The sequence below is a fragment of the Paraglaciecola psychrophila 170 genome (genome assembly GCF_000347635.1).
Lineage (GTDB): Bacteria > Pseudomonadota > Gammaproteobacteria > Enterobacterales > Alteromonadaceae > Paraglaciecola > Paraglaciecola psychrophila.
This window is the reverse complement of the sequence record NC_020514.1, coordinates 4,650,744-4,663,844: the sequence shown is the minus strand read 5'-3', so window position 1 is coordinate 4,663,844 and position 13,101 is coordinate 4,650,744. Positions and strand designations below refer to the sequence as shown.

Here is a 13,101-nt window from a genome sequence, read left to right as displayed (position 1 = left end):
AACCCAATGACTTGCGCTCTTAATATTTTTTGAGGGTTCAAAGTTATGGGTTGAAGAGCCGTTGCGAGCCATGAGTTTTTAGTTGGAAGAAAGAATAAAAAACGGCATCATTTTCAGCAATGATGCCGTTTTTTTTTGACTAGGCAATTCACCTACAAAAATCTTCGCGTAAATCGTAACCTATATCGCGTGGTGACCGACTAACAAGGTAAGAGCAAAATAATTTAAACAACAGAGAAAAAAGAGGGCTCCGAGTGTCGCGCGCAGAGGTAAAAAAGCAAATATAGCTTTCTCTTTGTAACCTCAGCGCTCCTGTTCCTCTGTGTTAAATCGATTTTATCTTTGAGCTCGTAATTATTTTTTAGCTTTTGTCTTTAACTCAAAATCAAATTCTTGAGCTGAAATCACTAGCCCTTCTTCATCTTCACTAGGGAAAACAGCAATGGCGACATCGTCGTCTTCTAAACCATGCGTCCAGCGGCTGTGCCAGGTTTTTAAATCAATCGCTTTAGGCTCGCATTCTGACCATTCTCCAGTAGCCCAAGCTTGAGCAAAGGCTTCACTTGGCCAGACAGGGGTGCAATCTTCATCTTCGGTGTTAAGCATCACGCATCCATCTTGGTCGGTCAGTATCCATACCTGTTTGTTTGCGATGCATTCTTTTACTAGATAAGAGAGACGTTGTTCTGGCGTAAATTGTGCAGTATCGTTTAGGGTGTCTGACATGAATGATCCAAATTTGTGTAGCTTACAGTAAGAAAAGTGGCGCCAAAAATTGCTTCACTCTATAGTTATTGCTAATTCTCAACCATAAATGGGATATTTGCATTACCTACTTTGTTTTTTCCATCATAAGCGTAATTAAATAAACGATATTCTCCCGCTTCAGAAGGCGTATTAAAGGTCATTTCAACATAATCTGCTTGGATCTCAGATTTGAGTATGTGCAATGGCAATACTGCTGGCTTTTCTTCATGGTGTCCGCCTTGACTTCGGGTTTCTACTTCTTCCATTAATATCCATTCATGAGTTAACGGATCGCCTCGTGGGTCGCTTACTTGTACTTTGACCGTGGCAGCTTGACCGGGCTTTAAACGAATATTTTCAGTAGCGGGTGCATTGTTGATATAGATTGCTTTTGATAAAGGCGCCCGGTTGGCCGGATATTGCCCTGTCCACATACGAGTCAGTTCGTCGATACGTGCTGTTTGTTCACCTGATTCGTTAAACATGCCATACCAGGTAGGTGTGCGTTCTTGTTTTTGGCCCCAGAAAAATGCGAATGAACCTATAATTTTACCTGTTTTGTCATCAAGGATGACGTCTTGCATACGTTTGGCCATGCCTTCGGCTTTGACCGCACTTGGCTCTTCAATCTCTCTGCCCCAATCGGTGGAAGGTAATTCCCAATGTCCTACAGGACCAAATTCGGTCACCATGTAAGGCTTATCAACGTTACTTTCGGCAATGCTAGCGGGTAATGTGACCAAAGAACCATAACTCTGCACGGCCAAAATATCGATATTAGGTGCATACTTTAGAACCAGCTCGATATCTTTCGGGTTGTGACCCGCGAGACTGAAAGTAACAGGATGATTAGGATCATGTTCATGAACGTAATCAATGATGTTGCCCATAGCAGCATAGACCTTGGGGTTAACTGCGGTTAAATTTCCTGCTTCATCATGCAATAAATTGGGTTCATTATTAATTATCCATAACAGTATGTTTGGATGGTTTTTGTATTTTTCGATGGCAGCAGTGACACGATTAAACTGTTCAGCCACCGCTGCTTCATCATTATAATCAAAGCCCAATAATTCTTTTCCTGTTACTATGCCCACTGCGATCATTAGTCCCATTTTTTCTGCTATGGCTAATTCTTGTTCGATAGAGTTTAAATCCCAGGTTCGAAAGGTATTACCTCCCGCTTCTTTTAGGGCTAAAACGTTTGCATCGTTTTTATAGCCCAAGCCCACACCTCGAACATCATAGGGTTGACCATTCACAGTCAGAGAATATTGATAGCCCTGTTTGACTATTTTTACAACTGACGGTGTTTGAGTTGAACTGGTGCATGCTACTAATAAGTTGCTTAGTGCCAAAAATAACATTGAAAAAAGAAAACGTGAGCTCATAAAAATGTTTGATTGCATTTGTGTCCCTAAATTGCCTGAGTAGAATAGCCAAGTGCTATTGATAAGTGCTATTGATAAGTGCTATTGATAAGTGCTTATGCAGTGTAAATTATATTCTACGCATCAAGCATTGCGTAGATAAACAAGATTTAAATCGGCCAATAGGGCCTTTGTTAGGATCAAGCGGATGCAACACGTATATTTTTGGAATGGTAATAAGTCCCCAGCAAGGCAGAGCTATGAAATAGCGCTGCTTCAAGCATGTTTAAAAGCGACCAATGCAGAATATAGTTCAGTGAACCTTCGTATCGATGACACGGATTATCCTAATGCTGATGACGAAGCTAATATCTTTGCTAACGGTGCTGATGTTCTAGTGACGGTAGCAGGAAATGTAAAATTTCAAAACAAACAAAAAATTGTGATCTCGCAACCACTCACTAAAGGGTTATTGGGTTATCGATTATTATTGGTCAGAGACCAGTCTTTGAGCCAATTTTCTCAGATTAAACAACCACAGCAGCTTCAACAATTATCTATTGGTATTCCTGAAACTTGGGCTGATGCTGAGCTGTTTCGACATAATCAATATAAGGTTATTGAGCAGGGAACCTTGGATGATTTATTCCTATTATTAAAAAATGGTACGTTTGATTACGTCGCTTTGGGAGTGAATGAAATCGAGGAAATATTTAAGCATCGCGCTGTGCCAATCGGTGGTATTAGCATTGAGCCTTCTCTGATGCTTTATTATCCCTTTCCGTTGGTTTTTTATGTAAACCCTTGTCATCCTGTCTTAGCACAACGTATAGAAAAAGGGCTGAAATTGATAGCCATCAACGGCGAACATGAAACACTGTTTAGTCACTATCATGGTGACGTTGCCCAGCGATTAAATTTGAGAAATAGACATACCCTCAGCTTAACTAACCCAATGCTACCGCCTGATATAGCGGGTTTTTCTGGAAGTTTGCTGAATTAGTTGAGCAATCACTGAGCATACAAAACGTGTTTATCAGTTTGGACTCGCTAAAACCGAGTCACATCGTAACCTGCAGATTCTGCTTAAAGTTTAACGGGTCAAAGGATCCGCTGGCTGTTCTGAGCATATCTTGGGAGGCGCTAATATCCCTTGGCAAAATCCAAAACGTTATGCAGTGCTGCGCCGTTGATATATCTAAAATAATTATCACTAAATAATGGAAATATGTCTTCAGGCATCGATTCTGCTGCGGTGTGCTGGGTAACGTAAAGGTTGTCTAACTGCCAATACGGGTGATCCTCAGGCAAGGGTTCTTGCTCAAACACATCTAACACCGCAGCATGCAATGTTTTGCTTTGCAGTGCATCCATTAAAGCTCTATCCACTATGGTTGTGCCTCGCCCCGCATTAATCAATACGCAGTGTTTGGGCAAATATGATAAAAATGCGTGGTCGATTATGCCTGTTGTGGCATCACTTTGAGGTAATAGGCATACCAGATAATCCAGTTCAGTCGCAAAGGTTTGCGGGTCATTTGGAGTATAATATTGATCAATAAATTCGCAGTCACCGCTGGTTCTAGTATATCCCCGTGTCTTCATCGAAAAGTGTTTCGCCATCTTGGCAACAGCTTGACCGATGTTTCCGACACCCATTATACCTAAGGTTTTACCCGCTAATGACTGATAAGAAGGCGCTGCCCATGTTTTTTTTAGCTGTGCCTGATTAAAGCCTGCCACATTCCGCGAAAAATACAGCAGGTAAGCAAATACGTATTCTTGCATAGCTTGTTGAAATACATCTTTGACGCCACACAATTGATAATCGGTTTTGTCTAAGGCAAAAAGGGCAGCGTTACCAGCCCAAGTAGATTGCAGCCATTTTAATCTAGTACATTGCTTAATAACGTTTGAAGTTAAATCAGGATCGCCAAATAAAATATCGACTTGTGAATAATCAAACGCGGTTGCTTTATTACTGACTAATACAAGTTTCAGATGCGGCAACTGCGCGGCTTCAAGTAAAGCGCTATAGAGCGCTGAATCACGGCTTAAAATGGCTACGTTATACATAAGTTAAATAGATACCATGTAAAGATTAAATTACGAACTCGTCATTTGAGAAAATCATGTTTGTTAAAATAGTGTTAAATTTGAATTTAATTCGGTTATTCTTGGCCATAGCAACTTTTTATCCGAAGAGATACTAACATGAGTGCCAAAAATACAACTGCCCTTGAAGTCATGCAACAGGCAAAAATTCTATCGCCAAAAAGAAATACCACTCAAGCTACCACAATCGGTGAATTAACAGATGAACAATTGGCTCACTTTGGTATCGACAAAGATAGCGAGTATGGGCAAGCGTTATTTAACACTGCTCAGCATTTATATTATACCCAAGCTAATATGCAGCAGCTTTGGCAAATCACCAGCGATACCCTTGAAGGTCTGAGTAAAGAAAACAAAGTGGCCTACTTTAACGCCAAAAAGTTTTTATCTTTTCAGATAGCCAAAATCCTTGATACGTTGCAAAACCCTTTTCGTGCCACCTATCAAAGTTTAAGTAAACAATCTGGTTCCCAAGTGAGTAAAAGTCATTACCCCTTGTTTGATAATGTGACAGCACTATTTTCGGCCACGCCCGTAGTGGTCAGAACTGCCACTTATGTGTATGCATGCACCGAATGGGTAGACGATGCCTTTCAAGGTAAAGAATCAACACATCAGATTTATTCACGTTTACTTAATCCCACTAACATTTCATTGGCTAACGCTATAGTCGACTTGGAAGCAGGGCCTTATGCGGCTGATTATTTAGCATGGAATTTTAACTCGGGCATGGCGGCTATCGATGCTTTGTTATCCAATATATTGAATCATGGTGATGTATTGATTGTATCGCGCAATGTATATGGTGGAGTGTATCAGTTATTGCACGATTATTTTGCCCGTGAAAATCGCATGAATGTGCAACTTGAATGGTTCGATGGCTATTCGGAAGATGAGTTCGCAAGCTTTTTACAAGAAACTAAAGCTAAACACTCAGAGCGTCTCGACGCAAACCATGCTCTGCATGTGTATATGGAGTCTCCCTGCAATCCCCACGGTTATGTACTCGATGTTGCTGGGATCAGTAAAATTGCCCATGCATCTGGCCATGTTGTGATGTTAGATGCCACACTTGCCACGCCCATTTTACATCAGCCTCTGCAACGTCTTGATAAAGCAGAGCGTCCAGATTACGTCATGCATAGCTATACCAAAGACATTTGTGGTAGTGGCGCGACCACAGCAGGGGTGGTCATAGGCGAAGCATATCGTATGTTTCAGGGAAAAGGTGATTGTGTAAATGGATATGAATGGTCAAAAACTATGTTCTGGGATGTGTATTACATAAAAGGCGCTTTTTTAGACTCTGAAAAGGCGTTTGATGTATTAACCGGTATGAAAACCCTTGAAATGCGGATTATGCAAAAGGTGATCAATACTTTTGTATTCAGCCAGTTTTTAGCATCGCATCAAGACTTTAACGTTAATTGCCATGCCATTGACGGACATCCTAATGCTGCCTTAAGAGAGGGGCAAATGCGTCATGGTTGGCCATGCGCTCTATTTACTGTGGACATGCAAGGCACTGATATTAGTCGCCCCATTATTAGTCGCGACACTTTTGTACGCTTTTTTGATGCCCTTGAACCGGCTTTTAGTCATCAAGTGAGCATTGGGCAACACAATACCATTGTACTATGCCCAGCATTAACCTCCCACAGTGAGTTAGACGCAACGGCACAAGCCAAAAGTGGTATCTATCTGACAACCATGCGTATTGCTATGGGCACCGATAACGTGAAGGAGCTGGTTGCACATTTCATCAACAGTGCCAGATTACATATTGACCCTGTTATGCCAGGTTTTAGCGATAAATTTATGTCAGCCGATGAAATTGATGCACTCTATATGAAAACCAGCCTTAGAGTCAGTGAACAGCATTATTCTAGCGGTGCATCTGTGAAAGATATGCTGGGTTAAATAGCCGGCTCAGGGAGTCTTTTTTAGTGATGTTCCCTGAATTTAATTTGTAAGTAGGTCTTGAAAACGCTTAATTTACATTGGCCTTAGACACTTTGAGTGATCAATTTTAGTACTTATTTATCACCGTTTTGTGAAATGGTAGCTATGGCGCATGAGCTAAAAAATCCTAATGTGTAAGCACATTAGGATTTTTTACAGGTTAACGATATATTATAATTTACCTATAAACGCGATCAGTCTTAAAACCGATAGCCGATGCCGAGAGCAATAACTGGGTAATATTCAAAATCAGAAATATCATCTTCTAAATTACTCAACTCTACATCAATTTCGTTTTGAAATTCTAGCGCCTCAGGACTGTTTCCATTAACATCAAATATAATTCCGAGATTATTAACTTGCTCGGCACTACCGTCAAACCCTAGCTCAACTTTAGGCGAACCTGAAAGCAAAACGCCCACCTCAAAAGAAAATAGCCAACCAGATGCTCCGGAATTCCCCCAACCTAATCCCACATAACCAGCTGATGATTCGCCAAGTTTTACTGATGTATTAAGTGTAAGAGGGTCAGCTGCCACACCTTGATATTCTATATCTCCAATTTCGAATATTTCGCCGCTACGACTAATTGCGGTTCCTTTCAATTTATTTCCGTTAGAATAAACTCCGCCCGACACGCGAAAGGTGCCTGAAAACGGTCGCCAGTCAACCAATGCACCGTAGCTTGATAGGTTGATTTCGCCTGTATAATCAATATCATCTTCTTCGAAAGTATCACTATAATTGTAACCATTGGCTTGTATTCTAATGTTCCAGTTTTCGTTCAAACTATAGTCAAACTCAACACCAGGTCCTAAAGTACCTAGTTTGATAATAGCGCCAGCTCCTCCTTTGGAGGCTTCACTGGACTCTGATATGGCGGGCAGTGAATACACTGATGAAATTAAAACAAATACACTGGATAATTTATATCTATGTTTAGTACGTTTCATATACTTTCCTAAATAATTTAAACATGTGTTATGTAAGGATGAAAATAAAAGGGTATTACCTGACGTTTTTAGCGGTCATCTCGCAAAAATCGAATGTCTATTGATTAAGGTACTGAGATTCAATAGGCCCAGTGTAAACCCGAGCTGATTGATATATTACTATATTCAATTTTTGGAACGATTAAGCGCCGACCATTACTCAAGTTTTCTGTAATAGTATCTCGACTGGTATACAGGGCGTCGACGGCAAATACCCAGGCGAGTGTTTTAGTAAAATGATAGCGTAAGCCGAGCTCAGCATTCACTCCCCATCCATTAAATGATTTTGATAATGTGGTGGTCTCAAATTGTGTATTTTGCACTTGAGTGTATGCAGGTAGTATCACTTCTCCATCAAGGTACCAACTCAGTTTTTTTATCGAACTAAGGTTGATCGTGTCATAACGTGCACCAACAGACATAGATATGCCGACTTGATCTTCAGAAACAGACACTACTGGCATCACTCTGCTGTTTAGAGCTTGCTGAGGAGTTTGTGCATCATTAGTGGATTGACTGGGCAGTAAGTAACGTGGAACGTCATCACCGTCTTCTCGGGGTAAGTCGATGAGAGCATCATCAAAAAATTGGGCTCCCGGTTGGCTAAAGGCAAAATTAGAGCGGGTGAAACTTGACGTATATATTTGCGCTCCCCAGGTAAACTGTAATGCATTGTTCCAATTGTATGCGGTCTTCATGCTTATCTCATTGGCTTTTATTTTAAAGGCGTTGGTTTGTATTTCACCAAAAGTATCCATGCTCCACTGTTCTGTGGCAATTTCCGTGGAAATGCTAGAAGCGGTCTCTATATAAAATCCCCAACTGTCATTAATACCTGAGTAAGAAATTTGCCGAATGGTCGGATTAGTCACATCGATGGATTGGCTTAATTGCCCTAATCCAGCGACATTACTCAGCTTTTCCGCGTAGGAAATGTTTTCTACACCTATTTTTATTTCGCTGTAGGAATAATGACTGTCTGCTATGGTCAGTGAAGAGCAAAGCACCAGTGTCAGAAAAAATAATATTTTCATGTGGGTCTCAATAAAAATAAGTTTAGCCATAGAGTATTAATTGTACGGGCTCTCAAAGTAGTCGTTTAAAAACCCGTACATTGATATCTCGTCTAGATATCAATGTTTAGCCGTTAATTACGTGTCCACGTGTTGGTAAAATATTCAACTTGCCCAACCTCATTACCATCGAAAGTGTCAATTAAATCAAAATCTGCAACATTAAATTCTAGTGTGTCTGGCGAAATAGTCGTCGGTGTTAATACGGTGATTTCATCACCATAATCTACGATTAATTGTCCAAACTGCATAGACCAATCGAATCCAAATGTTCCATCATCGTCTGTAATCACACCTGTGAAATCATTATTTAAGGTGGCTTGAAAGCCATAGTTATCGTAAGCAACACCAGAAAAACTTCCAATTACCTGACTAGTGTCAGCTAAATAAGGTTGCTCTGTACTTTGGTGCGTACGTTTTGAAACACCGGCATCCTCACCGTCTTTCCAAATCAGGATGTCGCCTTGCATGCTGACAATAATTTGATCTGGATTTGAACCCCATTGACTAAAAGAGACCGCAGTAAAATCAAGTAAAGTGCTACTGGGATCCCAATTGTAAGTACCTGCGGTTAGACCTAATTCGTCGGTATCGTGGGCGAGCTCCATAAATTTGCCATTGTCTTCAAACACCACAAGGAAGAAGTCACCTCCAAAATCGCCCTCGTAATAAGCGCCCACAAGTGGATTAGTATCACTGATGATCCGTTCGAGAGTGCTTGTTTCGCCAGAAGGTTCAGTAATGGTCATGGTTGAGCCGACAGTTTGAAATGTACCCTCAAGTTCATAGGGAGTATTAAGAGTTTGTTCATCATGAAGCCCTACACAACCATTGGTATCTTCACTGGTTGTCACTGTCACTACACCACTGGTTTCGTTCCAAACATATGTGCCTAACTCATAACCATCGCTGTCGCAGTCTTCTGATGAGTCAGCTTCATGCATATGAACGTAATGACCGTCACTGCTAAAGGTTATAGAGAACATTTGGTCATTACTTGCAGTCCATGTGCCAGCAATGGATGATGCTTCTGGAGGGGATATGACAAGGTCAGAGGAGGTTAATGTTCCGGCTGTATTACCATTAAAGTCACCAGCATCATCATACTCATTTACGTTAAACTGCCAAACATCATCAGCAAGAATTGTAGGTGACCAAATTTGGGTCGACCCATCATCTAAGGATAGGAGTAACTGGCCAAAAACCACTTTCCACTCTATTGAAGAGCTACCTTCATCACTACTTCCTTGACCTGTGCCATCGGCGCTAAAGCGAATGTTAAAATCAATTTCGCCATTGGTTCCGCTAAAATTACCAATAATATCATCATCAGTTAAGTAATCTTGCGTGGTAGTGGTATGGCTTTTTTTAATAAAACTTGTACTATTATTGCTCTTGGTCATAGATATAACGTCACCTTGCACGGTAACTAGCGCACGCCATACCTCTTCTGTATTTTCACTGATTATATTTCCGTCAACATATACTTGTTGTGAATGCACAATTCGTAATGAAGACTCCGTGTCATAACTATAATCACGCATTATATAGAAATAATTAATTCCTGAAGGTAACACACTCGAATCAGAGCGGACTAGCAAAACAGCTTTACTGTCATTCACAGTAATTAGCATTGACAGGTCATCACTAAAATTAGTTTGTTGCAGATAAAAACCACCCACAAATGGGTTACTGTCACTAGCAAGACGATAGGCATTAAAAGTTTCATCACCTTCATCAACTGTTAACGTATCACCAGAAATTGTAAAATTACCCTCGTCAACTATTTTAGTATTAAGCGGATCGTCAAATTCATTATGCAAACCTGATTCGCCATTCGAATCTTCTGTGGTGGTAAAGCTCAAAGAGCCTGTCGCTTTATTCCATGAATATGAACCAATTTCATAACCTATTTTGTCATCACTGCCTTCTGCAATCTCAGTCGTAATATGCACATAATGACCTGAACGCATAAAGGTAATAGCATCGCTACCAATTTCCCATGTACCTACAATAGCCGGCTCACTCGTTAGACTAGTGTCATTTATTATGGTGTTAATCGTTTCAGTAATTAAAGCAGGATCTTGGGCATTAACCGCTTGTTCAAAAGCTGTTGCTGTTTCACTGTCACTCACTAGATCCAATTTGCTGGTAACGCCACTAGGTAAGTTGAAGTCACCATTATCAACTACAATTTTTATTAAAGCGGCTAAGGTGTTTTTCTCATCACTGTTAACAGAATCTATTGCGGAGCTTAGTTCAACATCGGTTGTAGGTATTGTTCCATCACGAGTAATTAAGGCGTATTCAGCGGTAGTGACATTGGTAATATTTACACCAAAGTTTTCGTCTTTTGCTAAATTAGCATCGCTTCCAGATTGTTCAATTAAGCTTATAAGTGAACCCAATTGTGAGACAAATTCGACCTCGGGATTAATACTGATGTCACCCAACGCTCGTATTTGTACAAGCTGATTGATTAATGATTCATCAACCGTAATGGTTATCGTATATACCCCGTTTTCATCTGAGGTTGTCGAAAAAACTTGCCCGCCAACAGTCACTTCTACACCAGCATTGGGGATTATATTATCGGTAACTAATCCGGTAATGGTCACACTGGACACTTTACGCGCAATGGTAATAGTGAGGCTTTGGGTTGCTGCAGCGCCATCATTGTCGGTAACGAGCACATCAAGTGTCACGCTGATGTCGCTGTCTACATCAGGTGCCGTAAAGCTGACTGTAGAAGTGTCATCACCAGTGAGTGTAATATCGGTTGAGGTGGTTGACCATTTTACGCTGCTAATACTGCCATCAGCGTCTGTCGCGTTGGCAGCCGAGGAGTAAACTGCTGGTAAGTAACGTTGTTATAAGTAAAGTTTTACATTGACTATTCATTTTGTCATCCCTATTTTAACGATTAGCATTTACAAAACGTCTATTGATTATTCAATAGACTTGAGCGTTAGGTAATTGAAAAGGTTATAGGTACGCTAAAACTTTAAATACCCTTAAATAGGGGGTATTTCTTTTATACAAACTCTAATTTTTTCTGCTGATGTCTAGAGTAAGCATCTAAAAAGTCATGCCATTTTTCACAAATAAAATAATGCCCTTGTTTTTTAAACGTCACTAAATCAGCGTGTTCAATGTCATTGGCTAGCAGTTTAATATTATGGATATTTACTAAATTATCTTCGTCCCCATGCCAAATTAATGTTGCACATTGAATCTCACTAAGCTCTATGTCCCTGTTTTGGATCATCATCATGTATTCTTGCACATAGACTTTAACGCCCCCCATTAATCGATGTCTAAGCTGCTCGCCTAGTCGCTCATGCCATAGTGTATTGGTTAAAATTTGCGAATCCGTTTTATTCAGTCTTTTGGCAATTTTAGAATAAATTTTTTGTGGGTCTATTAAGGTAGAATGCATGATTAAAGACATAATATATTTAAATATATCAGGAGCTATATTAAAGGCCCGAAGCATTATTTTTAAATGTGGTGCTAAAGGTTGCTTCATATAGTCCCAAGGTAGTGAACTTGAAAATAACCCTAAATGGTCAACTCGCTGAGGATATCGGGCAGCAAATACGGATCCGTAAGCCCCCCAAGTGAATAACCGATTACGCTTACTTTCTTCAACCGCAAATGATCTAATAATTCAATCACGTCATCACTCAAACCTTTATATGAGATCCTTTTTTTACTGGTAGACGAGCCATAGCCAAGACGAATTATTACAATCATCCGTAGCTTTTTCTCAAGGTAATATCGAGTTGAATCTTGGTGGTTGGGTAATGCCCCCCAATGCTTTCAAAAATGATAATGGGTAAACCTTGAGGATCTCCATATTCAAACCAAGTTAACAATCTATTATCCGATAGTGTGAATAATTGTTCGAGCGGTTTATCGAGTTGTGTAGAACATGCAAAACTCAAGGTAGCAAAAGAGGTGGCAATCACTTTTCTGACGAGGGTTAATTGAGAATTAGACGAGGTTTTACTATAAATCGATTTCAAATAAGAACGTGCCGTATTCAGACTAACTCCACTCAACTTTGCTGCATCGCTTAAAGAAGATGTTAGGCATAAACCATGGGTTAACCTAGCTTCAGCATAAGTTAATTGATGAAGCGATCTTATTACTGATAAATCAGGTGTTATTTTTTCATCAGCAGTAAAAATGAGTACCGCTGTTGTTGCTCCCTTTAATGGCGTGTCTATTTCAATTTTTCTAATCGGTACGGCCATTAACAACACTTTAGCGTCGGTATCTATTTGCATACCTTGCGTGGGAAAGTTTAATGCTTGAGACATGATGGTATGTAATTGCTTAGACAACAAAGTCGATTTCAACTCTAATTGTTGCTTTTGATTAATATATAAACATTGTTCATCTTGTAGCAGAGTTGCCGCTCTTTTATTTTGAGCCACCACTTGCAACTCAGGATTAACAAAAAAACCGACATCGGTAAATGATCAATTAAATGTTTCCAAGTGCCGCTTTGCTCTTGAAGGCCATGCAATTCTTGGGTTATCTTTCGATCCCTTTGACAATGTTCTGCCAACAAATTGAATTCTTGTTCTGGATGCACAGCTTCATTGAATAAATGTTCCATTTGTTCTAATAGCTCTAACCAGAGCTGTGGCTCTAAGGTCGCTTGATAAATTAAACTTATCGGATCAGCTTTTGTATTCATAGGTAATTTTTTATCACGACCTTAGGTGGTATTTATCCATACTAACCGAACTCTAGAACCGAGAGAAGAACAAGAAGTGTATGTAACCACGACTACTGTTTTATCCGCAGTACTTCCAATCAATATGTGCTTAT

General features: G+C 40.1%; 12 protein-coding genes. 2 read left to right on the top strand and 10 right to left on the bottom strand.

Annotation, left to right across the window (positions count from 1 at the left end; translation table 11 throughout):
• Positions 1-354: 354 nt before the first annotated feature.
• Positions 355-726, bottom strand: a complete 372-nt coding sequence (locus C427_RS20420) for a DUF2750 domain-containing protein (RefSeq protein WP_007642602.1) — start codon at positions 724-726, stop codon at positions 355-357.
• 71 nt (positions 727-797) lie between these two features.
• Positions 798-2,156 (bottom strand): glycoside hydrolase family 2 TIM barrel-domain containing protein, encoded by a 1,359-nt coding sequence (locus C427_RS20415; protein WP_007642601.1) that lies wholly within the window; start codon positions 2,154-2,156, stop codon positions 798-800.
• A gap of 169 nt (positions 2,157-2,325) precedes the next feature.
• Between C427_RS20415 and C427_RS20410 the strand changes: the two genes are divergently transcribed.
• Positions 2,326-3,120, top strand: a complete 795-nt coding sequence (locus C427_RS20410) for a hypothetical protein (protein WP_007642600.1) — start codon at positions 2,326-2,328, stop codon at positions 3,118-3,120.
• Between the two features lie 140 nt (positions 3,121-3,260).
• Here C427_RS20410 and C427_RS20405 read toward each other — a convergent pair whose 3' ends face one another.
• The gene (locus tag C427_RS20405; RefSeq protein WP_007642599.1) at positions 3,261-4,193 is read right to left on the bottom strand and encodes a D-2-hydroxyacid dehydrogenase; all 933 of its coding nucleotides are present in this window, start codon (positions 4,191-4,193) and stop codon (positions 3,261-3,263) included.
• Between the two features lie 138 nt (positions 4,194-4,331).
• Here C427_RS20405 and C427_RS20400 point away from each other — a divergent pair, with 138 nt between their 5' ends.
• Positions 4,332-6,152 carry a trans-sulfuration enzyme family protein gene (locus C427_RS20400; RefSeq protein ID WP_007642597.1) on the top strand — a complete coding sequence of 607 codons (1,821 nt, stop codon included), beginning with the start codon at positions 4,332-4,334 and terminating at the stop codon, positions 6,150-6,152.
• A gap of 242 nt (positions 6,153-6,394) precedes the next feature.
• On the opposite strand, the gene C427_RS20395 is transcribed toward C427_RS20400, so the two are convergent.
• From C427_RS20395 to C427_RS20365, 7 genes are all read right to left on the bottom strand, one after another.
• Positions 6,395-7,147, bottom strand: coding sequence for a hypothetical protein (locus tag C427_RS20395; RefSeq protein WP_007642595.1), 753 nt, complete (start codon positions 7,145-7,147; stop codon positions 6,395-6,397).
• Positions 7,148-7,266: 119 nt separating this feature from the next.
• Positions 7,267-8,220 (bottom strand): autotransporter outer membrane beta-barrel domain-containing protein, encoded by a 954-nt coding sequence (locus C427_RS20390; RefSeq protein ID WP_226991272.1) that lies wholly within the window; start codon positions 8,218-8,220, stop codon positions 7,267-7,269.
• Between the two features lie 113 nt (positions 8,221-8,333).
• Positions 8,334-10,964 (bottom strand): carboxypeptidase-like regulatory domain-containing protein, encoded by a 2,631-nt coding sequence (locus C427_RS20385; protein ID WP_007642587.1) that lies wholly within the window; start codon positions 10,962-10,964, stop codon positions 8,334-8,336.
• A 329-nt stretch (positions 10,965-11,293) separates the two neighbouring features.
• Entirely contained in the window at positions 11,294-11,788 is a 495-nt protein-coding gene (locus tag C427_RS20380) for an alpha/beta fold hydrolase (RefSeq protein ID WP_007642585.1), read from the bottom strand.
• A gap of 32 nt (positions 11,789-11,820) precedes the next feature.
• The gene (locus tag C427_RS28905) at positions 11,821-12,015 is read right to left on the bottom strand and encodes an alpha/beta fold hydrolase (RefSeq protein WP_034900213.1); all 195 of its coding nucleotides are present in this window, start codon (positions 12,013-12,015) and stop codon (positions 11,821-11,823) included.
• Positions 12,012-12,701: a helix-turn-helix transcriptional regulator gene (locus C427_RS20370; protein ID WP_226991271.1), complete on the bottom strand. Its 690-nt coding sequence runs from the start codon at positions 12,699-12,701 to the stop codon at positions 12,012-12,014. Before C427_RS20370 ends, C427_RS28905 begins: the two co-directional genes overlap by 4 nt.
• On the bottom strand, positions 12,626-12,967 hold the full coding sequence (locus tag C427_RS20365) for a hypothetical protein (protein WP_007642572.1): 342 nt from the start codon (positions 12,965-12,967) through the stop codon (positions 12,626-12,628). Before C427_RS20365 ends, C427_RS20370 begins: the two co-directional genes overlap by 76 nt.
• Positions 12,968-13,101: the final 134 nt, after the last annotated feature.